The organism is Marivivens marinus (assembly GCF_035969385.1).
Classification (GTDB): domain Bacteria; phylum Pseudomonadota; class Alphaproteobacteria; order Rhodobacterales; family Rhodobacteraceae; genus SELP01.
Genome location: NZ_JAYKKJ010000001.1, coordinates 115,963 through 142,003 on the forward strand (window position 1 = coordinate 115,963; position 26,041 = coordinate 142,003).

At 62.2% G+C, this 26,041-nt stretch carries 23 protein-coding genes and 1 tRNA gene; 18 read left to right on the plus strand and 6 right to left on the minus strand.

The features are described from left to right. Positions 1–51: 51 nt before the first annotated feature. The 6 genes from U3648_RS00610 to U3648_RS00635 all read right to left on the minus strand — a co-directional run bounded on the left by U3648_RS00610 (position 52) and on the right by U3648_RS00635 (position 4,259). Positions 52–978 (minus strand): electron transfer flavoprotein subunit alpha/FixB family protein, encoded by a 927-nt coding sequence (locus tag U3648_RS00610; RefSeq protein WP_420857320.1) that lies wholly within the window; start codon positions 976–978, stop codon positions 52–54. Further along, positions 978–1,736, minus strand: coding sequence for an electron transfer flavoprotein subunit beta/FixA family protein (locus U3648_RS00615; RefSeq protein ID WP_420857321.1), 759 nt, complete (start codon positions 1,734–1,736; stop codon positions 978–980). Before U3648_RS00615 ends, U3648_RS00610 begins: the two co-directional genes overlap by 1 nt. Before the next feature lie 199 nt (positions 1,737–1,935). Continuing rightward, positions 1,936–2,508, minus strand: a complete 573-nt coding sequence (locus U3648_RS00620; RefSeq protein ID WP_420857322.1) for a cob(I)yrinic acid a,c-diamide adenosyltransferase — start codon at positions 2,506–2,508, stop codon at positions 1,936–1,938. A 2-nt stretch (positions 2,509–2,510) separates the two neighbouring features. Further along, positions 2,511–2,717, minus strand: coding sequence for a twin transmembrane helix small protein (locus U3648_RS00625; protein WP_420857323.1), 207 nt, complete (start codon positions 2,715–2,717; stop codon positions 2,511–2,513). Between the two features lie 66 nt (positions 2,718–2,783). Then, entirely contained in the window at positions 2,784–3,611 is an 828-nt protein-coding gene (locus tag U3648_RS00630; protein ID WP_420857324.1) for an SDR family NAD(P)-dependent oxidoreductase, read from the minus strand. Between the two features lie 48 nt (positions 3,612–3,659). Continuing rightward, entirely contained in the window at positions 3,660–4,259 is a 600-nt protein-coding gene (locus U3648_RS00635) for an SH3 domain-containing protein (RefSeq protein ID WP_420857325.1), read from the minus strand. A 135-nt stretch (positions 4,260–4,394) separates the two neighbouring features. Between U3648_RS00635 and U3648_RS00640 the strand changes: the two genes are divergently transcribed. The 18 genes from U3648_RS00640 to U3648_RS00725 all read left to right on the plus strand — a co-directional run bounded on the left by U3648_RS00640 (position 4,395) and on the right by U3648_RS00725 (position 26,007). Continuing rightward, on the plus strand, positions 4,395–6,845 hold the full coding sequence (locus U3648_RS00640; RefSeq protein WP_420857326.1) for a DNA topoisomerase IV subunit A: 2,451 nt from the start codon (positions 4,395–4,397) through the stop codon (positions 6,843–6,845). A 71-nt stretch (positions 6,846–6,916) separates the two neighbouring features. Continuing rightward, positions 6,917–8,293 carry a YjgN family protein gene (locus U3648_RS00645; protein ID WP_420857327.1) on the plus strand — a complete coding sequence of 459 codons (1,377 nt, stop codon included), beginning with the start codon at positions 6,917–6,919 and terminating at the stop codon, positions 8,291–8,293. Then, on the plus strand, positions 8,290–9,417 hold the full coding sequence (locus U3648_RS00650) for a M48 family metallopeptidase (RefSeq protein ID WP_420857328.1): 1,128 nt from the start codon (positions 8,290–8,292) through the stop codon (positions 9,415–9,417). The genes U3648_RS00645 and U3648_RS00650 overlap by 4 nt, the downstream gene beginning before the upstream one ends. Positions 9,418–9,499: 82 nt before the next feature. Further along, positions 9,500–10,141, plus strand: a complete 642-nt coding sequence (locus U3648_RS00655; protein WP_420857329.1) for a hypothetical protein — start codon at positions 9,500–9,502, stop codon at positions 10,139–10,141. A 142-nt stretch (positions 10,142–10,283) separates the two neighbouring features. Continuing rightward, positions 10,284–11,459 (plus strand): elongation factor Tu, encoded by a 1,176-nt coding sequence (tuf, locus tag U3648_RS00660; RefSeq protein WP_420857330.1) that lies wholly within the window; start codon positions 10,284–10,286, stop codon positions 11,457–11,459. Between the two features lie 122 nt (positions 11,460–11,581). Beyond that, a tRNA-Trp gene (locus tag U3648_RS00665) sits at positions 11,582–11,657 on the plus strand. 47 nt (positions 11,658–11,704) lie between these two features. After that, the gene (locus U3648_RS00670; protein WP_420857331.1) at positions 11,705–12,595 is read left to right on the plus strand and encodes a hypothetical protein; all 891 of its coding nucleotides are present in this window, start codon (positions 11,705–11,707) and stop codon (positions 12,593–12,595) included. 56 nt (positions 12,596–12,651) lie between these two features. After that, positions 12,652–12,888 carry a preprotein translocase subunit SecE gene (gene secE / locus U3648_RS00675; protein WP_129678817.1) on the plus strand — a complete coding sequence of 79 codons (237 nt, stop codon included), beginning with the start codon at positions 12,652–12,654 and terminating at the stop codon, positions 12,886–12,888. Positions 12,889–13,077: 189 nt separating this feature from the next. Next, positions 13,078–13,611, plus strand: a complete 534-nt coding sequence (gene nusG / locus U3648_RS00680; RefSeq protein WP_129678818.1) for a transcription termination/antitermination protein NusG — start codon at positions 13,078–13,080, stop codon at positions 13,609–13,611. A 104-nt stretch (positions 13,612–13,715) separates the two neighbouring features. Continuing rightward, complete coding sequence (gene rplK, locus U3648_RS00685) at positions 13,716–14,141, plus strand: 50S ribosomal protein L11 (RefSeq protein WP_420857332.1); 426 nt, start codon at positions 13,716–13,718, stop codon at positions 14,139–14,141. Then, positions 14,141–14,839 (plus strand): 50S ribosomal protein L1, encoded by a 699-nt coding sequence (gene rplA, locus U3648_RS00690; protein ID WP_420857333.1) that lies wholly within the window; start codon positions 14,141–14,143, stop codon positions 14,837–14,839. The genes rplK and rplA overlap by 1 nt, the downstream gene beginning before the upstream one ends. Positions 14,840–15,095: 256 nt before the next feature. Further along, positions 15,096–15,608 carry a 50S ribosomal protein L10 gene (gene rplJ, locus U3648_RS00695; RefSeq protein WP_420857334.1) on the plus strand — a complete coding sequence of 171 codons (513 nt, stop codon included), beginning with the start codon at positions 15,096–15,098 and terminating at the stop codon, positions 15,606–15,608. A gap of 72 nt (positions 15,609–15,680) precedes the next feature. Beyond that, complete coding sequence (gene rplL / locus U3648_RS00700; RefSeq protein ID WP_420857335.1) at positions 15,681–16,055, plus strand: 50S ribosomal protein L7/L12; 375 nt, start codon at positions 15,681–15,683, stop codon at positions 16,053–16,055. Between the two features lie 245 nt (positions 16,056–16,300). Continuing rightward, positions 16,301–20,440 (plus strand): DNA-directed RNA polymerase subunit beta, encoded by a 4,140-nt coding sequence (rpoB, locus tag U3648_RS00705; RefSeq protein ID WP_420857336.1) that lies wholly within the window; start codon positions 16,301–16,303, stop codon positions 20,438–20,440. Next, positions 20,437–20,790 carry a hypothetical protein gene (locus U3648_RS00710; protein ID WP_420857337.1) on the plus strand — a complete coding sequence of 118 codons (354 nt, stop codon included), beginning with the start codon at positions 20,437–20,439 and terminating at the stop codon, positions 20,788–20,790. Before rpoB ends, U3648_RS00710 begins: the two co-directional genes overlap by 4 nt. Beyond that, complete coding sequence (gene rpoC / locus U3648_RS00715) at positions 20,790–25,037, plus strand: DNA-directed RNA polymerase subunit beta' (RefSeq protein ID WP_420857338.1); 4,248 nt, start codon at positions 20,790–20,792, stop codon at positions 25,035–25,037. Before U3648_RS00710 ends, rpoC begins: the two co-directional genes overlap by 1 nt. Positions 25,038–25,202: 165 nt before the next feature. Beyond that, a complete protein-coding gene (locus U3648_RS00720) occupies positions 25,203–25,550 on the plus strand; it encodes an ArsR/SmtB family transcription factor (RefSeq protein ID WP_420857339.1) in 348 nt (115 codons plus the stop codon). Next, entirely contained in the window at positions 25,540–26,007 is a 468-nt protein-coding gene (locus tag U3648_RS00725; protein WP_420857340.1) for an SRPBCC family protein, read from the plus strand. Before U3648_RS00720 ends, U3648_RS00725 begins: the two co-directional genes overlap by 11 nt. Positions 26,008–26,041: the final 34 nt, after the last annotated feature.

The following is a 26,041-nucleotide window of genomic DNA, read 5'->3' on the forward strand; positions in this document are numbered from 1 at the left end:
CGAAAAGGCCCGCCAGATTGGCGGGCCTTTCCAGATTTCGGTTCGGAAACCTTACAGCTTTTCGACCAGTTCCGGGACGGCCGTGAAGAGGTCTGCGACGAGGCCGTAGTCGGCGACCTGGAAGATCGGGGCTTCTTCGTCCTTGTTGATCGCGACGATGATCTTGCTGTCCTTCATCCCCGCAAGGTGCTGGATCGCGCCCGAGATGCCGACGGCGACGTAGAGGTCAGGGGCCACGACCTTGCCGGTCTGGCCGACCTGCCAGTCGTTCGGGGCGAAGCCGCTGTCGACCGCCGCGCGGGACGCGCCCACGGCAGCGCCCAGCTTGTCGGCCAGGCTTTCGATCAGCGCGAAGTCGTCCTTCGAGCCCACGCCGCGCCCGCCCGAGACCACGATCCCGGCCGAGGTCAGTTCCGGACGGTCGCTTGCGGCAACCTTGTCTTCCACCCAGGACGACAGGGCCGGATCGGCGGCGGCGCCGATGGTTTCCACCGCAGCCGACCCGCCGGTTTCGGCGGCGTCAAAGCTGGAGGTCCGGATCGACACGACCTTTTTCGCGTCACCCGATTTCACGGTCTGGATCGCGTTGCCCGCGTAGATCGGCCGCTCGAAGGTGTCGGCGTCAACCACGCCCGACACGTCCGAGATCACCATCACGTCCAGAAGCGCGGCCACCCGGGGCAGCACGTTCTTGGCGTCGGTGGTGGCGGGGGCCACGATGTGGCTGTAGTCGCCGGCCAGCGACACGATCAGCGCGGCGGTCGGTTCGGCCAGACGATGACCGAGCGAGGCATCCTCGGCGCAGAGCACGCGGGCCACACCCTTGATCGTCGCGGCTTCGGCAGCGGCGGCGGCGGCCGACGCCCCGGCGCAGAGCACGGTCACATCGCCCAGCTTGCCCGCGGCGGCCACGGCCTTGGCGGTGGCGTCCATCGACAGCTCACCATTGTTGACTTCGCCTAGAAGAAGAACAGCCATCAGAGCGCCCCCGCTTCCTTGAGTTTCGATACCAGCTCGTCCACCGAGCCAACGATTTCACCGGCCTTGCGCGCCTCGGGCTCCGAGGTCGACACGATGGTCAGGCGCGGGGTGACATCGACGCCGTAATCGGCGGCGGTCTTCTCATCCAGCGGCTTCTTCTTCGCCTTCATGATGTTCGGCAGCGAGGCGTAGCGCGGCTCGTTCAGGCGCAGGTCCACGGTGATGATGGCGGGCATCTTCACGGTGATGGTCTGCAGACCGCCGTCGACCTCGCGGGTGACGGTGGCGCTGTCGCCCTCGACCGAAAGCTCCGAGGCAAAGGTGCCCTGCGACCAGCCCAGAAGCGCCGAGAGCATCTGCCCGGTGGCGTTCATGTCGTTGTCGATCGCCTGCTTGCCGCAGAGAACCAGACCCGGCTGTTCCTCTTCCACGACCTTGGCAAGGATCTTGGCCACGGCCAGCGGTTCAATGTCGGTGTGCACGTCATCGGCGGCCACAACAAGGATCGCCCGGTCGGCGCCCATGGCCAGAGCGGTGCGCAGGGTCTCCTGCGCCTGTTTCACGCCGATCGAAACCGCAACGACCTCCTCGGCCTTGCCCGCTTCCTTCAGACGGATCGCCTCTTCAACCGCAATCTCGTCGAACGGGTTCATCGACATCTTCACATTGGCAAGATCAACACCCGTGCCGTCCGCCTTAACACGAACCTTCACGTTGTAGTCGATCACGCGCTTCACAGGCACCAAGACCTTCATAAGCGTAAATCTCCCAAGTTTGCTGTGCAGGATGCACTGACTCGAGGGTGGTGTTAGCAAGCGCAGCACGTCGAAAACAGTGCAAAATCGACGCGGCATGGATCAGGGACGCCACGTCCGCCGTTTCGGTGACGCAAGGGAAACCGGCCGCCGTGGCGGTGTTAGCGGTCACGTCCCAATGTGGAAAGGGGATCGCGGCCTATCGGGTCGCGCCCGGCACCCAAAGGACATCGTCCTGTCCGTTGTTGTTCGCGATCCGCGCCGCGACGAAGAACCAGTCGGACAAACGGTTGAGGTATTTCACCGCCGCCGGGTTCACTGATTCCATCGTCGCCAGTTCGACGGCCTTGCGTTCGGCGCGCCGCGCCACGGTCCGGCACACATGCAGATGGGCCGACAGGGCCGATCCGCCCGGCAGGATGAAGCTGCGCAGCGGTTGCAGCCTTGCGTTCATCGCGTCGATCTCGCGCTCCAGCCGGTCAACCTGGCTGTCGACGATCCGCAGTGGCGTGTATTCCGCCTCGGCATCCTTTTCCATGTCGGGGCGGCACAGGTCCGCGCCCAGATCGAACAGGTCGTTCTGAATCCGCTCCAGCGCGGCGGCGGTATCGCCTTCGGCAGCCAGACGGGCCACGCCGACAAAACAATTCAATTCGTCCGATGTGCCGTAGGCGGCCACCCGCATCGAATGTTTCGCGACCCGCGCGCCATTGCCAAGCGCGGTTTCACCGTGGTCGCCGGTTTTAGTGTAAATCTTGTTCAGAACAACCATGGTTACTGCCCCCCGCTGCGCATCCAGACGAACAGCAGGATCAGCAGCACCGCCACGAACTGCGCCGCGATCCGGTAGCGCATGATCTTGTTGGCGTTCCGCTTGTTGTATTCCCCACCCTTTGAAAAGGATCCGATGCCCCAAAGCAGAATGCCGGCCACCAGCAAACAGGACAGGGCGACGACAATGAACAGCGGGTCTTGCAGCATGTGGAACCTCGTGCGGGTCTGCGGTTTCGCCCCGATGTAGCAGGGCTGTCCCGAAAAGAAAGGGGTCTAGCCCCTGGAAATGATCCAGTCCAGCGCCCGGCTGGGCAACATCCGCTTGAGAAGGCCCATCGCATGGGTCGGCGTTGTGACATAGTAACGCGGCTTTGGGTTTGGGCTGTTCAGCGCCCGCAAGAGCACCTTCGTCACCGCGGCAGCGGGCAGTTCGAACCGGTCGGGTTCGCTTTCTTCATACAGACGATGCCGCAGGGTTTCGTACTGCTGTGCCCGTGCCGACGCCTGCCAATCGATCCAGCGTTCAAAATGCGGGATGGCGTTCTGCCGGATCTTCGATGTGATCGGCCCCGGTTCGATCAGCACCACCTTGATGCCCGTCTCCGCCATTTCGAGCCGCAGCACATCGGACAGCCCTTCCAGCGCGTATTTCGTGGACACATAGGCGCCGCGCCATTTGTAGGGGACGAACCCGAGGATCGAGGAACATTGCACGATCCGCCCGTGGCCCTGCTGCCGCATGACCGGGATCACCGCGCGGGTCAGCTCGTGCCAGCCAAAGACATTGGTTTCGAAAATCGCCCGCAGCGCATCGGTCGGCACATCCTCGACCGCGCCGGGACAGGCATAGGCGCCGTTGTTGAACAGCGCGTCCAGCGTGCCGCCCGTGGCCTCCAATACCTCGGCCAGACCTTTCTGGATCAGCTTTGGGTCGGTGTAGTCGATGCGTGGGCTTTCGAATCCTTCGGCGATCCGCTTGTCGCAGTCGTATTGGGCGCGGCAACTGGCAAAGACCCGCCATCCGGCGGCTCGCAGCCCATGCGCCGCGTCAAGTCCGATGCCAGAGGAACAGCCGGTAATCAGGATGGATTTCTGCGTCATGGCGCAGTCATGCCGGGCGGCCCGATAGGGAGCAAGCGTTTTCGCGGCTCAGGCGCCGATCTCGACCAGCAGGCGTTCGGCCATCCAGCCGACCTTGCCGTCCTCGACCGTGCGGATACGGGCCCAGCCGTTCAGCGTTTCCAGAACCTCGGCCTCGGTGCCGCGCGTCAGGGTCACGATCACGCCATAACTTGTGCCGGGGCCGGACCGCATGTTCACCCGCGACCCGGACACGGCCCGTAGGTCCGTCTCTGCCGCCAGAGCGGGCGCGGAGACGTCGATCAGGGGTTGGGCAAGCGACTGGAAGACCAGCGTCGTGGCTTCGGCCTCAGCTTCGGCATCCTCGGTCGTCGGAGCGGGTGCCACGGTGTCCTCGCTGCTCATGGCAAGGGCCAGTGCCGCCTCAAGCGCCTCGGCGGGCGAAGTCTCAACAACTGGTGCCGTGGGTTCGGGGGCCTTGGCGCTGGCAAGGATGACCTGCGCCTCGGGTGCGGCCGGGGCCAGCGTTGATTTCGAGACGGCCGCCGGTTCGGCAGTTGTCGCGACGACGCGCTCGCGTTCTTGCGGCACAAACTCCGCCCCGCCGGACGCCTCGTAGAACGCCCATCCCATGAAGACAAAAGTCAACGGCACATAAACTTTCACCACGTCACCCCCAACCGGCAATTACAGCAGACACCAGAATATATTAGCGGGATTCGCGGATTTTTCGGAGGGAAAACCCAAAATTTCCTCCCCCCAACCCGTCTTTACGACGGTCGCGGGCGCCGCTACACAACATCCATGAATGATCTTCCCGAAGACCCCAATATCGGCTCTGCCGTTGTCAGTGAACCGCTGCGCCGCGCCATTGGCGACCGCTATCTGACATACGCGCTGTCGACCATCATGAACCGGGCGCTGCCCGACGCACGCGACGGGTTGAAGCCCGTGCACCGGCGGATTCTCTACGCCATGCGCGAGCTGAAACTGTCGCCCACCGGCGGGTTCCGGAAGTCGGCCAAGATCTCCGGCGATGTGATGGGGAACTACCACCCGCACGGCGACGCGGCGATCTATGACGCCATGGCCCGCCTCGCGCAGGATTTCGCGGTGCGGTACCCGCTGGTCGATGGGCAGGGGAACTTTGGCAATATCGACGGCGATAACCCCGCCGCCAGCCGCTATACCGAGGCGCGGATGACCGCCGCGGCCGAGGCCTTGATGGAAGGGCTGGATGAAAACGCGGTGGATTTCCGGGCGAACTATGACGGGACGCTGGAAGAACCTGTCGTGCTGCCCGCCGCCTTTCCGAACCTTCTGGCCAATGGGGCCAGCGGGATCGCGGTGGGCATGGCGACCAACATCCCGCCGCATAATCTACACGAACTGATCGATGCCTGCCTGCATCTGATCAAGACGCCAGATGCCCGCGACGATACCCTTCTGAACTATGTGCCCGGCCCGGATTTCCCGACCGGCGGCATCATCGTCGAACCGCGCGAAAACATCGCGCAGGCCTATCGCACCGGGCGCGGATCGTTCCGTCTGCGCGCGAAATGGGAGGTCGAGGATCTTGGCCGTGGCCAGTGGCAGATCATCGTCACGGAAATTCCCTATCAGGTGCAGAAGTCGAAGCTGATCGAAAAACTGGCCGAGGTCATCCAGACCAAGAAGGTGCCGCTTCTGGCAGATGTGCGCGACGAATCCGCCGATGATGTGCGCATCGTGCTTGAACCCCGGTCGCGCACGGTTGAACCCGACATGCTGATGGGGATGCTGTTCCGCAATTCCGATCTGGAAATCCGGTTCAGCCTGAACATGAACGTTCTGATCGACGGGCTGACGCCCAAGGTCTGTTCGATGAAGGAAGTGCTGCGCGCCTTTCTCGATCACCGGCGCGACGTGCTGCAACGCCGCAGCCGTCACCGGATGGACAAGATCGACAACCGGCTCGAGGTGCTGTCGGGCCTGATCACCGCGTTCCTGAATCTTGACCGGGTGATCGACATCATCCGCTACGACGACGATCCCAAGGCCGCGCTGATGTACGAGGACTGGAGCACACCGCACCAGTCCACCATTCGCCGCGCCACCTCGGAACGGGATTACCTGTCGCCGCTCGCCGGTGTCGATGTGTCCAGCCTTGCGCTGATCGTTGACGAAGACGCCGTTGCCCCCGCCTTTGCCGAAGACAGCGAACGCAAGATCCCGTCGTCCTACGCGGGCCGGGAAAACGGCCTGTCGGATGTGCAGGCCGATGCGATCCTCAACATGCGGCTGCGCAGCCTGCGGCGGCTTGAGGAAGAGGCGCTGGTCAAGGAACGCGATGCGCTGATGATCGAACGGGCCGATCTGGAGGATCTTCTCGACAGCGAAGACCTGCAATGGGCCAAGATCGCCGACCAACTGCGCGAGACCCGCAAGGCCTTTGGCAAGGACAGCCCCGGCGGCGCCCGCCGCACCCAGTTCGCCGAAGCGGGCGAAGTCGAAGACGTGCCGCTGGAGGCGATGATCGAACGCGAACCGATCACCGTCATCTGTTCCAAGATGGGCTGGATCCGGGCCATGACCGGACATATCGACCTGACCCGCGAGTTGAAGTTCAAGGATGGGGACGAGGGCCGGTTCATCTTCCACGCGGAAACCACCGACCGGTTGCTGATTATGGGGCAGAATGGCCGGTTCTATACCCTGTCGGCGGCAAACCTGCCGGGCGGGCGCGGCATGGGTGAACCCCTGCGCCTGATGGTGGACCTGCCCAACGACAGCGACATCGTCGATATTTTCAAGCACGACCCCGAAGGCAAGCTGCTGGTCGCCTCGAACGTGGGCAACGGCTTTGTCGTGCCGGAAACCGAGGTTCTGGCCCAGACCCGCACCGGCAAGCAGGTGTTGAACGTCAAGGACGGGGAAACCGCCTGCATTGTCCATCGGATCAAGGGCGATCATGTGGCCGTTGTGTCGCAGAACCGCCGGTTCCTTGTCTTCCCGCTGGCCGAGGTGCCGGAAATGGGCCGGGGCAAGGGCGTGCGGCTGCAGAAATACAATCAGGCGCGCGGCGCGCAGGGGATGCTGGAACTTGACGGCGGATTGTCCGACCTGACCACCTTCAACATCGAAGAGGGGCTCAGCTGGACCATGGGCGGCGGCAACACCCGGACCGAAAAGGACCTTGGCCAATGGCTGGGCAAGCGGGCGGGCGTCGGAAAACAGCCCCCCCACGGCTTCCCCCGCGATAACAAGTTTAGCTGAACCGGCGCGCCGGGCTTGCCCCGGCACCGCTCTTTGGCGAAGATCAGGGTCAAAGAGCAATCGAGGCGTGTATGACAGAGGGGCAGGGGCCGTGGGCGGGCGGCAAGAGACTGGACACCGGCACCAGCCGCAGCCCCTGGCCCCATGCCGCGGGCGCTGATCCGTCGCCCCGTGTCACCTCGCAAGACGACAGACGGCCACAATTTTCGGTTCCACAGTCGGAAGGAAAACTGTTCACCGGGTTTGGCGGGCGCCGGGGGCGGCTTTTCGGGCTCGCCTTTCGCACCAGCCTGCTGACGATCCTGACGCTCGGGTTCTACCGGTTCTGGATGAAAACCCGGCTTCGGCGCTGGTACTGGTCCGCGATCCGGCCCGGCGGCGCGCCCTTGGAATATACCGGCACCCCGATTGAAAAGCTGCTTGGTTTCCTGATGGCCGTGGTGATCATGGCCTTTTACATCGGTATCGTGAATCTGGTCCTGATGTTCGTCAGTTTTGCGGTTCTGGCCGACAATTTCGCCGCCTATCTGACCAGTTTCCTGGGGGTGATCCCACTTTGGTTCTATGCCTCTTACCGGTCCCGGCGCTATGTGCTGGCGCGGACCCGCTGGCGGGGCATCCGCTTCGGGCTGGAGCCGGGCGCATGGGGCTATACCTGGAGGGCGATCCTGCACTGGATCGTAACGATCCTAAGCCTCGGGCTTTTGTGGCCGCGCATGACCTTCGCGCTTGAGAAATACAAGATCGACAGGACCTCCTTCGGGTCGGTGCGGCTGCATCAGGGCGGCAACTGGCGAATGCTCTACCGCGTCGCATGGCTGCCTATCCTGTCCGGGCTGGCGATGGTCGGCTTGGTGGTCTGGATTTTCTTCATCGACCCCATCGGTCCAATGGTCCCCGACCCCTACAGCACAGAAATCTACCTAGGGCCGCGCAACCCGGAACGGATCTGGCTTCTGTTTCTTGTTGGGACGGTCGGTATGATCGGCGTGGTCCGTTATATCGTGCAGTCCAAGGCAATCATGGCCAACCACAAGACGGCCGGTGGCGTCGGTCTGATCGCCGCGCCACGCACCGGGCGGGTGCTGTGGATTTATTCGATGGGGTATTTCCTGACCTATCTTGCCATGGTCGCGCTGATGATCCCGTTGCTCTTCTTGCTTGGATACTACTTTTCACGGATGGGGCCGATGGTCGGGGCCGATCCCTTCAGCGAAATCCCCGAATGGATCGTGATCGTGATCAGCCTGCTGCTCTATTTCTCGATTTTTCTAAGCTGGTCAGTCCTGCGACATCCGCTGGTCACGCTGCCACTGTGGCGGCACTATGCTGAAACACTGATCATTACCGGGGCCGATGACCTTGCCCAGGTGCGGCAACGGGACCGCGACGAATTTTCCGAGGCCGAAGGCTTTGCCGAAGCGCTGGATGTGGGGGCCGCGATATGAGCCTGTATCCACCCCGAGCCCTTTCCGCGCCCATCGCTTTTCTGGATGGCCAAAGCGCCGCGATCCGGCGAGGCCGGGCCGAGGTGCGGACGCTTGAAAAGCAACTGGTGATCCTGCCTGACGACGGGGAAACGATTATCTGGCGGCTGGACGACATCCGGCTGGTTCCGGACCTGGCGGGGACGGACCAGTTGGCACTGCGGCTGACCGGAACCGGAACGGCGCGCCTGTTGGTCGCCAATGCCACCGATATCAACCTTGTCCGGGCCAGTGCACGGCGCCTGACCGACAAGGAACCAATCCCGAACAAGGGGCGTATCCTGCGCTGGGCCACGGCGGCGATTGGCTCTGTCGCGCTGATCATCTTTGTCCTTGTTCCGGTGATGGCCGACCAACTGGCGCGGTTTCTTCCGCCTGCGGGTGAAAAGGCGCTGGGGGATGCGACGTTGTTGCAGATCCGGCGGGCGCTGGACGAAACCGGCTTTAGCGAACTGCCGTTCTGCGAAGACCGCAAAGGGACATTCGCCCTGCAACAGATCGAACGACGACTTTCGGCGCAGGCGGATCTGCCGGTCGACCTGACGGTGCATGTCCTGGATCACCCGATGGTCAACGCCTTTGCTCTGCCGGGCGGGCATATCGTGTTTTTCCGGGGCCTCATCGAAGAAGCGGAAACGCCCGAAGAGGTCGCCGCCGTCTTTGCCCACGAAATGGGGCATGTCGAGGCGCGCGACCCCACGCGCATCGCCCTGCGGTCGGCCGGGTCGATCGGGGTGCTGGGGCTGCTGTTCGGGGATTTCGCAGGCGGGGCGCTTGTCCTGTTCATGACAGAACGCCTGATTCAGGCCGACTATACCCGCGAGGCCGAGGCCGCCGCCGATACCTATGCCCATGACCTGCTGCTTGCTGCAGACCTGCCGCCAAATGGGATCGCTTCCTTCTTTGAACGGCTTCAGGCCAGCTATGGGGACGAACCGGAAATCCTGCAGCATTTTCTGTCGCACCCCGAAATGGGCGACCGGATCGCCGCCGCCCGCGCGGCGACACCGGCGGGCTATGAGGGGCGCCCACTTCTGACCGAAACAGAGTGGCAGGCGCTGCGGCGGATTTGCGACCGGTCCTAGGGTCCAGCAACCCCGGGCCAACGATTGCCAGCCGGGACGGGCTGGGCTAACCATTGTGGAATCTGTTTTGAAAGGGCCCGATATGATCCGCCGCATTGCCGTTCTTGCCGTTCTGACATTCCTGGCCGCCTGCGGGGGCATTCGGGATGACCTGACCACGGCGCCTGACCCGATCGGCAATTTCCTTCTGGGTCATAACATTGCCGTTGCGGTCGATCCGCAAAAGGGCCCGTTCTCGCGCGATGCGACGAACGACGAATGGGAAGCGGCGGTTGAACAGGCCGTTGCGGACCGGTTGGGGCGCTATGACGGTGACGCTTATTACCACGTTGCCATCGGCATTCAGGGCTATGTTCTGGCCTTGCCCGGCATCCCGGCGGTCTACGCCCCGAAATCCGTCCTGATCTTCGAAGTGACCTTCTTCGAAGACGCGACCCAGCAAAAGCTTAACGAAGAGCCGATCCAACTGACCGTGTTCGAACCCTGCTGTTCGATTCCCTTCCTTGGGTCCGGCCTGTCCAAGTCCCGCGAGGAACAGCTTGAAGGGCTTGCCTTCAACGCCGCGCGGGCCATCGAACGGACCATGCGCGAAAACGCCGACTGGTTCGGCGGGACGCCCGAGGTGCTGGAAGAGGACGCTACCATCCTGTCCGGCAACCGCATGGCCGAAATTCAGGCCGAGGCCGAAGCGAGTGCCGCCACCGAAGGCGCAGCGACGCAGTAAGTCTGCCGCCCTCACGGCGGTTCGAAAACTTCGGGGCAAGGGTGCTTGATTTCTTTGCGGTTCGTCGATACATCGCCCGCGATGTCGAAACGGGCCGCAGGGAATGCAATGCCGGGCCCCCGAACTTGCGAGGCCGAGCCAGATGGCTAAGGAAAAGTTTGAACGTAATAAGCCGCACGTGAACATCGGGACTGTTGGTCACGTTGACCACGGCAAGACGACGCTGACGGCTGCGATCACGAAGTATTTCGGTGATTTCAAGGCGTATGACCAGATTGACGGCGCGCCGGAAGAGAAGGCCCGCGGGATCACGATCTCGACCGCGCACGTTGAGTATGAGACCGAGGCGCGTCACTACGCCCACGTCGACTGCCCCGGCCACGCCGACTACGTCAAGAACATGATCACCGGTGCGGCGCAGATGGACGGCGGCATTCTGGTTGTGAACGCTGCTGACGGCCCGATGCCGCAGACCCGCGAGCACATCCTTCTGGCCCGTCAGGTCGGCGTTCCGGCGCTGGTCGTTTACATGAACAAGGTTGACCAGGTCGACGACGAAGAGCTTCTCGAGCTCGTCGAGATGGAAATCCGCGAACTGCTGTCGTCCTACGAATTCCCGGGCGACGACATTCCGATCGTCAAGGGTTCGGCCCTGGCCGCGATGGAAGGCCGTGACCCGGAGATCGGCGAGAACTCGATCCGCGAGCTGATGGCCGCTGTCGACAGCTACATCCCGACCCCGGAGCGCGCCGTTGACCAGCCGTTCCTGATGCCGATCGAAGACGTGTTCTCGATCTCGGGCCGCGGCACCGTTGTGACCGGTCGTGTGGAGCGTGGCGTGATCAACGTTGGCGACGAGATTGAAATCGTCGGCATCCGCGACACCAAGAAGACCACCTGCACCGGTGTGGAAATGTTCCGCAAGCTCTTGGATCGTGGTGAGGCCGGCGACAACATCGGCGCCCTGCTGCGTGGTGTCGACCGTGACGGCGTCGAGCGTGGCCAGGTGCTGTGCAAGCCGGGTTCGGTGAAGCCGCACACCAAGTTCGAAGCCGAGGCCTACATCCTGACCAAGGAAGAAGGCGGCCGTCACACCCCGTTCTTCGCCAACTACCGCCCGCAGTTCTACTTCCGGACCACCGACGTGACCGGCACCGTTGAACTGCCGGCCGGCACCGAGATGGTGATGCCGGGCGACAACCTGAAGTTCGGCGTCGAACTGATCGCGCCGATCGCCATGGAAGACGGCCTGCGCTTCGCCATCCGCGAAGGCGGCCGCACCGTCGGCGCTGGCGTCGTCTCCAAAATCATCGAGTGATCCTTCGGGATATCGCGATAGGGGCCGCCTTCGGGCGGCCCTTTTTCTTTGGCGCAGGGCCTTTTCACGTCTGGACCCCCTTGATCTTGGTCGTGGGTGCCAGTAATTGCCTCCTTGGTCCTAGGGGTATAGCTCAGCTGGTAGAGCGACGGTCTCCAAAACCGTAGGTCGCGGGTTCGAACCCTGCTGCCCCTGCCACCACCTTTTCGGGCGCCACCGGGCGCATGTCCTGCCGAGAGGTTTCCTTGACCAACTTTCCCACCCTTGCCCTGCACGTCGGTCCGCATAAGACGGCTACGACCCATTTGCAGCGCGCGATGGAACGGAACAAGGAACGGCTGATCGCCCACGGGGTGCGGTTCTACGGCCCCGACTACTTGCGGGACAGGGGGCGGAACGTTTCGGGCCTGTTCGGTCTGGCCGGGGGGAGGGCATCGCATCGGGCCCCGCACGACCAGTTGCGGTTTCTGGCCAAGGACGGGCATCGTGTCATCCTGAGCGAAGAAAACTTCTTTGGGCGGTTGCGTGAAGATGACGGATCGCTGCCGCAACCGCTCTATCCCGATGGTCCGGCCAAGGTCGCAGACCTGGTCTCGGTCCTGCCCGGTGTCGAGGTCGAGTTGTTCATCAGCCTGCGCCATCCGCTGCGGATGATCGCCTCAATGTATAGCCAGCTGATTTACAGCCGCATCTACATGACACCCGAGGACTTCTGCGCGGCCCATGATCCCGCCATCCTTGACTGGCTGCGGATACTGACAGACCTGACTCAAATCGACGGGCTAGCGGCGATCAATGTCTGGCGCTACGAGGACTACAACCGCATTCAGAACCGCCTGATTCCGGCCCTCCTCGGCGAGGCCGCGGCCGACGGGTTCGAGCCCGAGCCGGGCCGCCCGAATGTCGGCCTGTCGCAAGAGGGGATGGAGTGGGTCTTTGCCCAGCTGGCCGCCGATCCGAACGCCGATCCGATCGACACGGCGCGCGCCCGGTTCCCGGTGGCGGGCGGTCGGGAACGGATGCAGCTTTATTCCGATGACATCCGCGCGGCAGAGGACCGCCGCTATACCGCGCAGATCGCCGCGATCCGGGACTTGCCCAAGGTCCGGTTCATCGACCCCACCGCGCAGGCTTGAAAACCGCGCCGCAACTGCGTATGTCGGCGGGCGTTCAAACAAGGAAGCAACAGCCCATGGCACAAGGTGGCACCGCCCAACCGCAGGAAAAGCGCAAGCGCACCTCTCCGGTTCAGTTCATCCAACAGACCCGCGCGGAAATCGCCAAGGTTGTCTGGCCGACCCGCCGCGAGGTTCTGCTGACCACCCTGATGGTCTTCATCATGGCCGTGCTTCTGGCCTCCTTCTTCGCGCTGGTGGATATTCTGATCCGCACCGGGCTGGATGGGGTTCTGACCTACTTCGGGAGCTGACGCCCAGGAAAGTGGGCTGACCCCCTTGAATTCATTGGCTTTGAGGGGTATCAGCCACCGACTTCCGGATAGGGCGTGCGGCGAATCGTGTTGCACGCCGATTTTTGTTTTCGGGAATAATCAGGCCAACTGCCTGATACGAATGGAAATTTTTGCCTTCGGGCATTTGACGGCGAGGTGTCGAGGAACATGGCGAAACGGTGGTATTCGGTAAGCGTGCTCTCGAACTTCGAGAAGAAGATCGCCGAACAGATCCGCGCCAAGGTGGCTGAATCGGGGCTGGAAGACCAGATCGACGAGGTTCTGGTGCCGACCGAGGAAGTGATCGAGGTTCGCCGCGGCAAGAAGGTGACGACCGAACGCCGGTTCATGCCGGGCTACGTTCTGGTCCACATGGAAATGTCGGACGAGGGCTATCACCTCGTCAACGGAATCAACCGGGTGACCGGGTTCCTTGGTCCGCAGGGCCGCCCGATGCCGATGCGCGACGCAGAGGTGCAGGCGATTCTTGGCCGGGTCGAAGAGGGCCAGGAAGCACCGCGGACCCTCATCCACTTCGAAGTGGGCGAGAAGGTGAAGGTCAACGACGGCCCGTTCGAGGATTTCGACGGGATGGTCGAGGAAGTGGACGAAGACAACCAGCGCCTGAAGGTGACGGTGTCGATCTTTGGCCGGGCCACCCCGGTCGAACTGGAATTCACTCAGGTCTCCAAGCAGGCCTGATGAACCTTGTGGGAGGCGAGGCGGTCGCGACCGCCGGACCGGACCACGCAACGTAAGGCCCTGACCGGCGCGCCGGATCGGGGGTTGAAAGAAGGAGAGGCCAAATGGCCAAGAAAGTCGTAGGGCAGCTGAAGCTCCAGGTGAAAGCCGGGCAAGCCAACCCCTCCCCGCCGGTCGGCCCCGCACTGGGTCAGCGCGGCATCAACATCATGGAATTCTGCAAGGCGTTCAACGCCAAGACGCAGGAGATGGAGCCGGGTGCCCCGTGCCCGACCGTGATCACCTACTATCAGGACAAGTCGTTCTCGATGGAGATCAAGACTCCGCCGGCGTCCTACTACCTGAAGAAGGCGGCCAAGCTGAAGTCCGGCGCCAACAAGCCGGGCAAGGAAACCGTGGGCACCGTGACCGTGGCCCAGGTTCGCGAAATCGCCGAAGCCAAGATGAAAGACCTCAACGCAAACTCCGTCGAGGCCGCAATGCAGATCATCCTGGGCTCCGCCCGGTCGATGGGCGTGGAGGTGAAGTAATGGCCAAGCTTGGTAAGCGCACCCGTGCAGCCCGTGAAGCATTCGCCGGCAAGGAAGACCTGTCGGTCGCCGACGCGATTGAACTGGTCAAGGCAAACGCCAGCGCCAAGTTCGACGAAACCGTCGAAATCGCTCTGAACCTCGGTGTTGACCCGCGTCACGCCGACCAGATGGTTCGTGGTTCTGTCAACCTGCCGAACGGCACGGGCAAGACCGTCCGCGTCGCCGTGTTCGCCCGTGGCGACAAGGCCGACGAAGCCAAGGCGGCCGGTGCCGACATCGTTGGCGCCGAAGACCTGATGGAAACCGTGCAGTCTGGCAAGATCGACTTTGACCGCTGCATCGCCACCCCGGACATGATGCCGATCGTCGGCCGTCTGGGTAAGGTTCTTGGCCCGCGCAACCTGATGCCGAACCCCAAGGTCGGCACCGTGACCATGGACGTCAAGGAAGCTGTCGAAGCTGCCAAGGGCGGTCAGGTCCAGTTCAAGGTTGAAAAGGCCGGTGTGGTCCATGCTGGGATCGGCAAGGCCTCGTTCGACGCCAAGAAGCTGGAAGAAAACCTGCTGGCTTTCGTCGACGCCGTGCAAAAAGCCAAACCGTCGGGTGCCAAGGGCACCTACATGAAGAAGGTCGCGATCAGCTCCACCATGGGGCCGGGCGTGTCCGTCGACGTGTCCTCGGCGACTGGTAATTAAGAGATTTGTTGCCCCGCAAGGGGTGACGAATGGCGGGGCCGCCAAACCGGCCCCGTCCTGTCCGAGACGGAGGGTTGGGAGAGATCCCAATAATTCCTTCCCGAGATGGGGAACGAGACAAGATTTCCGTTTGGGCGCATCCGCGTTCCTTCGGGCGATCACGGCCTCGGGACCCTGAAATTGGACCCGAATGCCCCCAGAAGACCGGGGGTTAAATTGAGCCGGAGGGGAAACCCTCCAAACTTGGAGTGAAACTGTGGATAGAGCACAAAAAGAGAAGCTGGTCGACGAACTCGGCCAGATCTTTGAAAGCTCTGGCGTCGTGGTGGTTGCCCACTACGAAGGCATGACAGTTGCCGAAATGCAGGACCTGCGCGCGCAAATGCGTGAAGCGGGTGGGTCCGTGCGCGTTGCCAAGAACAAGCTCGCCAAGATCGCCCTTGAGGGAAAGCCCTGCGCAAGCATCGCTGACTATCTCACGGGCATGACCGTGCTGTCCTATTCTGAAGATCCCGTGGCTGCGGCCAAGGTTGTTCAGAAATACGCCAAGGGGAACGACAAGCTCGTGATCCTCGGCGGTGCAATGGGCGACACGGCGCTTGACGCCGCTGGTGTCAAAGCGGTCTCCGAAATGCCGTCGCGCGAGGAGCTTATTGCCTCCATCGTCGGCTGCATCGGTGCACCCGCCGCGAACATCGCCGGTGCCATTGGCGCGCCTGCTTCGAACATCGCGAGCATTCTTTCGACCATCGAAGAGAAAGCTGCATAAGCAACCTGACTGCCCTCGTGGGGATCAATTCCCACACGTTGGAACACACATCAAACGAACGGAAAGCATAAAATGGCTGATCTGAAGAAACTTGCTGAAGAGATCGTGGGCCTGACCCTTCTCGAAGCCCAGGAACTGAAAACCATCCTGAAAGACGAATACGGCATCGAGCCCGCTGCTGGCGGCGCTGTCATGATGGCTGGCCCGGCTGCTGACGCTGGCCCGGCTGCCGAAGAAAAGACCGAATTCGACGTCGTTCTGAAGGACGCTGGCGCCCAGAAGATCAACGTGATCAAGGAAGTCCGCGGCATCACCGGTCTTGGCCTGAAAGAAGCCAAGGACCTGGTCGAAGCTGGTGGCAAGGTCAAAGAAGGCGCTGCCAAAGCCGAAGCCGAAGAAATCAAGGCGAAGCTGGAAGCCGCTGGCGCCACCGTCGAGCTGGCCTAAGCCAGACGACCGGGGCCGCTCTGGCCCTGCAAACACAGGCTGGGCCCGCGAAATCGCGGGTCCAGCCGAACCTGTCTTAGCAGGGGGCGACGCGAAGGCCCCCTTCTTGGGTAGGTTCCAATGGTCGGGAGGTGTCCGGTGGGACGGACGCCAGGAATTGACCGGAAAGCCCGCTCTCAGATGGGTCTCGTGCCGTAGCCCAGCGGCGTGATCCCGCGACGAGATATGAAAAGGTGATGACGCACATGGCTCAATCGTTCCTTGGCCAGAAACGCCTGCGCAAGTACTACGGCAAGATCCGCGAAGTTCTTGAAATGCCGAACCTGATCGAGGTTCAGAAGTCGTCCTACGACCTGTTCCTGCGGTCCGGCGACGCGGATATTCCCGCCGACGGCGAAGGCATCAAAGGCGTGTTCCAGTCGGTTTTCCCGATTAAGGACTTCAACGAAACCTCCGTTCTGGAGTTTGTGAAGTACGAACTGGAAAAGCCGAAGTTCGACGTTGAAGAATGCATGCAGCGCGACCTGACCTACAGCGCCCCGCTGAAGGTTACCCTGCGCCTGATCGTTTTTGATGTCGACGAAGACACCGGCGCCAAGTCGGTCAAGGACATCAAGGAACAGGACGTCTTCATGGGCGACATGCCCCTGATGACCCCGAACGGCACCTTCATCGTGAACGGGACCGAACGCGTCATCGTGTCCCAGATGCACCGGTCGCCTGGCGTGTTCTTCGACCACGACAAGGGCAAGACCCATTCTTCGGGCAAATTGCTGTTCGCCTGCCGCATCATCCCCTACCGCGGCAGCTGGCTGGACTTCGAATTCGACGCCAAGGACCTCGTGTTCGCGCGGATCGACCGTCGCCGCAAACTTCCCGTGACCACCCTGCTCTATGCCCTTGGCATGGACCAGGAGGCGATCATGGATGCCTATTACAACACCGTGGACTACAAGTTCGAGAAGAAGGGCCGGGCCTGGGTTACCAAGTTCTTCCCCGACCGTGTCCGCGGCACCCGCCCGACCTATGACCTTGTCGACGCCAAGACCGGCGAAGTCATCGCCAAGGCCGGTGAAAAGGTCACCCCGCGCACCGTGAAGAAGCTGAAGGACGAAGGCAAGGTCACCGACCTGCTGGTGCCCTTCAACCACATCGTGGGCAAATACGTCGCCAAGGACATCATCAACGAGGAAACCGGCGCGATCTATGTCGAAGCCGGTGACGAACTGACGCTCGAGATGGACAAGGACGGCGACGTGATCGGCGGCACCGTTAAGGATCTGCTGGACGCGGGCATCACCGATATCCCGGTGCTCGACATCGACAACATCAACGTCGGCCCCTACATCCGCAACACCATGGCCGCGGACAAGAACATGAACCGCGAAAGCGCGCTCATGGACATCTATCGCGTCATGCGCCCGGGTGAACCGCCGACCGTCGACGCCGCCTCGACCCTGTTCGACAGCCTGTTCTTCGACAGCGAGCGCTATGACCTGTCCGCCGTTGGCCGGGTCAAGATGAACATGCGCCTCGATCTGGATGCCGAAGACACCCAGCGCACCCTGCGCAACGAAGACATCGTTGCCTGCGTCAAGGCGCTGGTGGAACTGCGTGACGGCAAGGGCGACGTGGACGACATCGACCACCTCGGCAACCGTCGCGTCCGGTCGGTCGGCGAACTGATGGAAAACCAGTACCGCGTCGGCCTTCTGCGGATGGAACGCGCGATCAAGGAACGCATGTCGTCGGTCGAAATCGACACGGTGATGCCGCAGGACCTGATCAACGCGAAACCGGCCGCCGCCGCCGTGCGCGAATTCTTCGGCTCCTCGCAGCTGTCGCAGTTCATGGACCAGACCAACCCGCTGTCCGAAGTGACGCACAAGCGCCGCCTGTCGGCCCTTGGGCCGGGCGGTCTGACCCGTGAACGTGCAGGCTTCGAAGTGCGCGACGTGCACCCGACCCACTATGGCCGGATGTGCCCGATTGAAACGCCGGAAGGGCCGAACATCGGTCTGATCAACTCGCTGGCCACCTTCGCCCGCGTGAACAAATACGGCTTCATCGAAACCCCCTACCGCCGCGTTGTGGACAGCAAGGTGACCGACGAGGTCATCTACATGTCCGCGACCGAGGAAATGCGTCACACCGTGGCCCAGGCCAACGCGACGCTGGATGACAAGGGCGCGTTCCAGAACGATCTGGTCAACACCCGCCAGTCGGGCGACTACACCATGGCCCCGCGCGAAAGCGTGGACCTGATCGACGTGTCGCCCAAGCAGCTGGTGTCGGTTGCCGCCTCGCTCATCCCGTTCCTTGAAAACGACGACGCCAACCGCGCCCTCATGGGGTCGAACATGCAGCGTCAGGCCGTGCCGCTTCTTCAGGCCGAGGCCCCGCTGGTCGGCACCGGGATCGAAGGCGTTGTGGCCCGCGACTCGGGTGCTGCGATCATGGCGAAGCGCGCCGGGATCATCGACCAGGTCGATGCGCAGCGTATCGTTGTACGCGCCACCGAAGACCTCGAAGTGGGCGATCCGGGCGTGGACATCTACCGGATGCGCAAGTTCCAGCGGTCGAACCAGAACACCTGTATCAACCAGCGTCCGCTGGTGAAGGTGGGCGACACCGTGCAGAAGGGTCAGGTCGTTGCCGATGGTCCGTCGACCGACATGGGTGAACTGGCGCTCGGCAAAAACGTCGTCGTCGCCTTCATGCCCTGGAACGGCTACAACTACGAAGACTCCATCCTGATCTCGGAACGGATCGTCCGTGACGACGTCTTCACCTCGATCCACATCGAGGAATACGAAGTCGCCGCCCGCGATACCAAGCTGGGGCCGGAAGAGATTACCCGCGACATCCCGAACGTTGGTGAAGAAGCGCTACGCAACCTCGACGAGGCTGGCATCGTTTACATCGGCGCCGAGGTCGGGCCCGCGGATATCCTCGTCGGCAAGATCACCCCGAAGGGCGAAAGCCCGATGACGCCGGAAGAAAAGCTTCTGCGCGCCATCTTCGGTGAAAAGGCATCTGACGTGCGCGACACCTCGCTGCGCCTGCCGCCGGGTGATTTCGGCACCGTGGTCGAGGTCCGCGTGTTCAACCGCCACGGCGTGGAAAAGGACGAACGTGCGCTCCAGATCGAACGGGAAGAGGTCGAACGCCTTGCCCGTGACCGGGACGACGAAATGGGGATCCTTGACCGGAACATCTATGCCCGCCTGAAGTCGATGCTTCTGGGCAAGGTGGCCGTGAAGGGGCCGAAGGGCTTCAAGGCCAACACCGAGGTGACGGAAGAGGTCCTTGCCGACCTGACCCGTGGCCAGTGGTGGCAGCTTGCGCTGAAGGAAGAATCCGATGCGCAGATCGTCGAGGCCCTGAACGAACAGTACGAGGCGCAGAAGCGCCAGCTGGACGCCCGTTTCGAAGACAAGGTCGAAAAGGTCCGTCGTGGCGACGACCTGCCGCCGGGCGTGATGAAGATGGTCAAGGTCTTCGTCGCCGTGAAGCGCAAGCTTCAGCCGGGCGACAAGATGGCCGGTCGTCACGGGAACAAGGGTGTGGTTTCCAAGGTTGTGCCGATGGAAGACATGCCGTTCCTTGCCGACGGGACGCCCGTCGACTTCGTGCTGAACCCGCTGGGTGTGCCGTCGCGTATGAACGTCGGTCAGATCCTCGAAACCCACATGGGCTGGGCCGCGCGCGGTCTGGGCATCCAGGTGGACGAGGCGCTGCAGGAATACCGCCGGTCCGGCGACCTGACTCCGGTTCGTGAAGCGATGCACTTTGCCTATGGCGACGATGTCTATGACGAAGGCATCGCCGGCATGGACGAGGCAGACCTGATCGACGCCGCGTCGAACGTGACCCGTGGTGTGCCGATCGCCACCCCGGTGTTCGACGGCGCGAAAGAGGCCGACGTGAACGACGCGCTCAAGCGGGCAGGCTTCGACGAATCCGGTCAGTCGGTTCTTTACGATGGCCGCACCGGCGAGCAGTTCGCCCGCAAGGTGACGGTCGGCGTGAAGTACCTGCTGAAGCTGCACCACCTTGTCGACGACAAGATCCACGCCCGTTCGACCGGGCCGTACAGCCTCGTCACGCAGCAGCCGCTGGGTGGTAAGGCGCAGTTCGGTGGCCAGCGTTTCGGGGAAATGGAGGTCTGGGCTCTGGAAGCTTACGGCGCCGCCTACACCCTGCAGGAAATGCTGACGGTGAAATCGGACGACGTGGCAGGCCGGACCAAGGTCTACGAGTCGATCGTCAAGGGCGAGGACAACTTCGAGGCCGGCGTGCCCGAGTCGTTCAACGTCTTGGTGAAAGAAGTCCGGGGCCTCGGCCTCAACATGGAACTTCTGGATGCGGAGGAGGACGAGTGAAGGGGCTGTCTGTCACTGTCTTGACGGTGTTTGCAACCTTGCTTGGGTTGGCGGCGAATACGCACGTCAACCCGACCCCAGGGGTTGTCTACACCGTTGAAGACCGACAGATGCATTATGTGCAGACTGTTGCTCCTATCGGAGTGCGCAGCCTGCCGTTGGTCGCGCAATTTTTCCCTCCGGAACATGTTTCCCATTCGTGTGGCAACGGGTTCCAACTCATTGCGCAGCGCCCCCCGCTTCAAGCACTTGGCTACTATCAAACTGATACTCAAGAAGGCCGAATGAGTGCCGATGTTTACCGTCGCTCAGCTTTCTTCGAATGCATCCAGCCTGGAAAGGATACCTGATGAACCAGGAACTGACCAACAACCCGTTCAACCCGCTCACCCCGGCCAAGGCATTTGACGAGATCAAGGTCTCGCTTGCCTCGCCCGAGCGGATTCTCTCGTGGTCCTATGGCGAGATCAAAAAGCCCGAGACCATCAACTACCGGACCTTCAAGCCCGAGCGCGACGGGTTGTTCTGTGCCCGCATCTTCGGGCCGATCAAGGACTACGAATGCCTCTGCGGCAAATATAAGCGGATGAAGTATCGCGGCGTTGTCTGCGAAAAATGCGGGGTCGAAGTTACCCTGCAAAAGGTTCGCCGCGAACGCATGGGCCACATCGAACTGGCCGCGCCCGTCGCGCACATCTGGTTCCTCAAGTCGCTCCCCAGCCGGATCGGCCTGATGCTGGACATGACCCTGCGGGATCTGGAACGCATTCTCTACTTCGAAAACTACGTGGTGATCGAACCGGGCCTGACCGACCTGTCCTTTGGCCAGCTGATGACCGAGGAAGAGTTCCTCGACGCGCAGGACGTCTATGGCATGGACGCTTTCCAGGCGAACATCGGTGCCGAGGCGATCCGGGAAATGCTGTCGATGATCGATCTTGAATCGACCGCCGAACAGCTGCGTGAAGAGCTGAAGGAAGCCACCGGCGAACTGAAGCCCAAGAAGATCATCAAGCGACTGAAGATCGTCGAAAGTTTCATCGAATCCGGTAACCGCCCGGAATGGATGGTGCTGACCGTCGTGCCGGTCATCCCGCCGGAACTGCGCCCGCTGGTCCCGCTGGACGGTGGCCGCTTTGCGACTTCGGACCTGAACGACCTCTATCGCCGCGTGATCAACCGGAACAACCGCCTCAAGCGGCTGATCGAACTGCGCGCGCCCGATATCATCGTCCGCAACGAAAAGCGGATGCTGCAGGAATCCGTTGACGCGCTGTTCGACAACGGCCGTCGCGGCCGCGTCATCACCGGCGCCAACAAGCGTCCGCTGAAATCGCTCTCGGACATGCTCAAGGGCAAGCAGGGCCGCTTCCGTCAGAACCTTCTGGGTAAGCGGGTCGACTTCTCGGGCCGTTCGGTCATCGTGACCGGCCCCGAACTGAAGCTGCACCAGTGCGGCCTGCCCAAGAAGATGGCGCTCGAACTGTTCAAGCCGTTCATCTATTCGCGTCTGGAAGCCAAAGGGCTGTCCTCGACCGTGAAGCAGGCGAAGAAGCTGGTCGAAAAGGAACGCCCCGAGGTTTGGGATATCCTTGACGAGGTGATCCGCGAGCACCCGGTTCTTCTGAACCGCGCGCCGACCCTGCACCGTCTGGGCATCCAGGCGTTCGAACCGGTCCTGATCGAAGGCAAGGCGATCCAGCTGCACCCGCTGGTCTGTTCGGCCTTCAACGCCGACTTCGACGGCGACCAGATGGCCGTGCACGTCCCGCTGAGCCTTGAGGCGCAGCTGGAAGCTCGCGTTCTGATGATGTCGACGAACAACGTTCTGTCGCCCGCCAACGGCGCGCCGATCATCGTTCCGTCGCAGGACATGATCCTTGGCCTCTACTACACCACCATCCAGCGTGACGGGATGAAGGGCGAAGGCATGGCCTTCTCTGACATCGAAGAAGTCGAACATGCGCTGGCCGCTGGCGAAGTGCACCTGCACGCCAGGATCACCGCGCGGATTCCGCAGATCGACGAAGAAGGCAACGAAGTCATCGAACGTGTGGAAACCACTCCGGGCCGCCTGCGGCTGGGTGCGCTTCTGCCGAAGAACGCCAAGGCGCCCTTCGATCTGGTGAACCGTCTTCTGCGCAAGAAGGAAGTGCAGCAGGTCATCGACACCGTCTACCGCTACTGCGGTCAGAAAGAGTCGGTCATTTTCTGCGACCAGATCATGGGCATGGGCTTCAAGGAAGCGTTCCGGGCCGGGATCTCTTTCGGCAAGGACGACATGGTCATCCCCGACACCAAGTGGACGCTGGTCGACGAGACCCGCGAACAGGTGAAGGACTTTGAACAGCAGTACATGGACGGCCTGATCACCCAGGGCGAAAAGTACAACAAGGTCGTTGATGCCTGGTCGAAGTGTAACGACAAGGTCACCGAGGCGATGATGTCCACCATCTCTGCCAACAAGGTCGACGAGAACGGCGCCGAACAGGAACCGAACTCGGTCTACATGATGGCCCACTCCGGGGCCCGTGGCTCTGTCACCCAGATGAAGCAGCTGGGCGGCATGCGCGGCCTTATGGCCAAGCCGTCGGGCGAGATCATCGAAACGCCGATCATCTCGAACTTCAAAGAAGGTCTGACCGTGCTGGAGTACTTCAACTCCACCCACGGCGCCCGTAAGGGTCTGTCGGATACCGCTCTGAAGACCGCGAACTCGGGCTACCTGACCCGTCGTCTGGTCGACGTGGCGCAGGATTGCATCGTGCGTCAGAACGACTGTGGCACCGATCTTGCGATCACCGCCGAAGCAGCCGTGAACGACGGTGAGGTCGTGTCCTCGCTGGCCGAGCGTGTGCTGGGCCGTGTGTCCGCCGACGACGTTCTACGTCCGGGCACGGACGAGGTCATCGTCGCCGCAGGCGAGCTGATCGACGAACGTCGCGCCGACCTGATCGAAACCGCCGGCGTCGCCAAGATGCGCATCCGCAGCCCGCTGACCTGCGAGGCCGAGGATGGCGTCTGCGCCACCTGCTACGGGCGTGATCTTGCCCGCGGCACCAAGGTGAACATCGGCGAATCCGTCGGGATCATCGCGGCACAGTCGATCGGCGAACCGGGCACCCAGCTGACCATGCGGACCTTCCACATCGGCGGCGTTGCGCAGGGCGGGCAGCAGTCCTTCCTCGAGGCGTCCACCAACGGCAAGGTCGAATTCCGCAACGCCTCGTTGCTGGAAAACGCGATGGGCGAACAGATCGTCATGGGCCGGAACATGGTCATCGCGATCATGGACGACAACGGCGAGGAACTGGCGCAGCACAAGGTGGGCTACGGCTCCAAGGTGTTCGTCAAGGAAGGCGCCAAGGTTGCGCGTGGCGACAAGCTGTTCGAATGGGACCCCTACACCCTGCCGATCATCGCCGAAAAGGGCGGTATCGCCCGCTTCGTCGACCTTGTGAACGGCATCGCCGTCCGCGAGGAAACCGACGATGCAACAGGCATGACCCAGCGGATCGTGACCGACTGGCGGTCGGTGCCGCGCGGCAGCGACCTCAAGCCCGAGATCATCATCGCGGGCGAAGATGGCGAACCGGTGCGCAAGGAGGACGGCAACCCCGTCACCTATCCGATGTCGGTGGATGCCATTCTGTCGATCGAAGACGGTCAGAAGATCGAGGCCGGTGACGTGGTCGCGCGTATCCCGCGCGAAGGCGCCAAGACCAAGGACATCACCGGGGGTCTTCCCCGCGTGGCGGAACTGTTCGAAGCCCGCCGTCCCAAGGACCACGCCATCATCGCCGAGATCGACGGCTATGTGCGCTTTGGGAAGGACTACAAGAACAAGCGTCGCATCGCGATCGAGTCCGCCGAGGATCCGGATCTGCGCGTCGAATACATGGTGCCCAAGGGCAAGCACATTCCGGTTCAGGAAGGTGACTTCGTCCAGAAGGGTGACTACATCATGGACGGCAACCCGGCTCCGCATGACATCCTGTCGATCATGGGGGTCGAGGCCCTTGCAGATTACATGATCAACGAAGTGCAGGACGTCTACCGGCTTCAGGGCGTGAAGATCAACGACAAGCACATCGAGGTGATCGTTCGCCAGATGCTGCAGAAGTGGGAGATCATGGACTCCGGCGACACCACCCTTCTGAAGGGTGAACATGTCGACAAGTCGGAATTCGACGCCGCCAACGAAAAGGCACTGGCCCGCGGTGGCCGTGCGGCTCAGGGCGAGCCGATCCTTCTGGGGATCACAAAGGCCTCGCTCCAGACCCGCTCGTTCATCTCGGCCGCATCCTTCCAGGAAACCACCCGCGTGCTGACCGAAGCCTCGGTTCAGGGCAAGCGCGACAAGCTGGTCGGCCTGAAGGAAAACGTCATCGTTGGTCGTCTGATCCCGGCCGGGACCGGTGGCGCCACCAGCCGCGTGCGCCGCATCGCCAGCGAACGCGACAACAAGGTGATCGAGGCCCGGCGCGAAGAAGCCGAAGCCGCCGTCGCCCTTGCCGCGCCGGACATGGATGATGTGGTCGGCGGGGACGACTTCGACACGCTGGTCGTAGACATCCCCGAAAGCCGCGAAGAATAATCGCGACTGACCTAGGAACACCGAATGGCCCCCACGGAAACGCGGGGGCCTTTTCGTTTCCGTCACGGCCCTTTTCTGCAAACCTCACCGTAGCGGCCCGCGGGAAAGTTAGGATTATAGCTAACTAATATTGACAGGGGTCGGTTTCCGGTCATACTTAGCTACATGGCTAAGTATGGAGCGACTCTCGACCTCTGTTTCGCGGCGCTGAGTGATCCCACCCGACGCGCGATCCTTGCCCGCCTTGCGCGCGGCGAGGCAACCGTAAGCGAACTGGCGGCCCCGCATGACATGGCGTTGCCGTCCTTCATGGGGCACCTGCGGCGGCTGGAGGAGGCCGGACTGGTTGTTACCCGGAAAAGTGGCAGGACAAGGTTCTGCACCCTCTCGGCCGATGCCTTTCTCCCGGCGCGGTCGTGGCTCGACGAACAGAAAGACCTCTGGGAACACCGCCTCGATACCCTCGACACCTATGTGACTTCACTTCTGAAAGATAATCCCGATGAACCTTGATCCTCAGACCGACCTCTCCTTCACCCGCACCCTTGCCGCGCCCCGGCAGCTTATCTGGGAATGCTGGACGACCCCGAAACACATCATGAATTTCTTCATCCCCAAGCCGCACAGCGTCACCGCCTGCGATATCGACCTGCGGGTCGGCGGCCGGTTCAACACCACCTTCGAGGTGGAAGGGAACGTGATGGAAAACACAGGTGTCTATCTGGAAATCGTGCCGGGCACGCGGCTTGTCTTCACCGATGGCTACAGCGAAGGCTGGAAGCCGGCGGCCGACCCCTTCATGACCGCCATCATCGACCTTGAGGACGATGGCAACGGCGGCACCATCTATACTGCAACCGCGCGGCACCGGTCGCAGGAAGCCGCCCAGAACCACGAATCCATGGGCTTCTTCGATGGCTGGGGCACCGTTGTAACGCAGCTGGAGGCCTACGCGCAAAGCCTGTCCTGACGCCAAAGACAAAGCGGGCGAACCCTCTGGCGCC

Coding starts and splice junctions, on each gene's coding strand:
- U3648_RS00610 (WP_420857320.1), bottom strand. CDS start 978: ATGGCTGTTCTTCTTCTAGGCGAAGTCAACAATGGTGAGCTGTCGATG.
- U3648_RS00615 (WP_420857321.1), bottom strand. CDS start 1,736: ATGAAGGTCTTGGTGCCTGTGAAGCGCGTGATCGACTACAACGTGAAG.
- U3648_RS00620 (WP_420857322.1), bottom strand. CDS start 2,508: ATGGTTGTTCTGAACAAGATTTACACTAAAACCGGCGACCACGGTGAA.
- U3648_RS00625 (WP_420857323.1), bottom strand. CDS start 2,717: ATGCTGCAAGACCCGCTGTTCATTGTCGTCGCCCTGTCCTGTTTGCTG.
- U3648_RS00630 (WP_420857324.1), bottom strand. CDS start 3,611: ATGACGCAGAAATCCATCCTGATTACCGGCTGTTCCTCTGGCATCGGA.
- U3648_RS00640 (WP_420857326.1), top strand. CDS start 4,395: ATGAATGATCTTCCCGAAGACCCCAATATCGGCTCTGCCGTTGTCAGT.
- U3648_RS00645 (WP_420857327.1), top strand. CDS start 6,917: ATGACAGAGGGGCAGGGGCCGTGGGCGGGCGGCAAGAGACTGGACACC.
- U3648_RS00650 (WP_420857328.1), top strand. CDS start 8,290: ATGAGCCTGTATCCACCCCGAGCCCTTTCCGCGCCCATCGCTTTTCTG.
- U3648_RS00655 (WP_420857329.1), top strand. CDS start 9,500: ATGATCCGCCGCATTGCCGTTCTTGCCGTTCTGACATTCCTGGCCGCC.
- tuf (WP_420857330.1), top strand. CDS start 10,284: ATGGCTAAGGAAAAGTTTGAACGTAATAAGCCGCACGTGAACATCGGG.
- secE (WP_129678817.1), top strand. CDS start 12,652: ATGGCACAAGGTGGCACCGCCCAACCGCAGGAAAAGCGCAAGCGCACC.
- nusG (WP_129678818.1), top strand. CDS start 13,078: ATGGCGAAACGGTGGTATTCGGTAAGCGTGCTCTCGAACTTCGAGAAG.
- rplK (WP_420857332.1), top strand. CDS start 13,716: ATGGCCAAGAAAGTCGTAGGGCAGCTGAAGCTCCAGGTGAAAGCCGGG.
- rplA (WP_420857333.1), top strand. CDS start 14,141: ATGGCCAAGCTTGGTAAGCGCACCCGTGCAGCCCGTGAAGCATTCGCC.
- rplL (WP_420857335.1), top strand. CDS start 15,681: ATGGCTGATCTGAAGAAACTTGCTGAAGAGATCGTGGGCCTGACCCTT.
- rpoB (WP_420857336.1), top strand. CDS start 16,301: ATGGCTCAATCGTTCCTTGGCCAGAAACGCCTGCGCAAGTACTACGGC.
- rpoC (WP_420857338.1), top strand. CDS start 20,790: ATGAACCAGGAACTGACCAACAACCCGTTCAACCCGCTCACCCCGGCC.
- U3648_RS00720 (WP_420857339.1), top strand. CDS start 25,203: ATGGCTAAGTATGGAGCGACTCTCGACCTCTGTTTCGCGGCGCTGAGT.
- U3648_RS00725 (WP_420857340.1), top strand. CDS start 25,540: ATGAACCTTGATCCTCAGACCGACCTCTCCTTCACCCGCACCCTTGCC.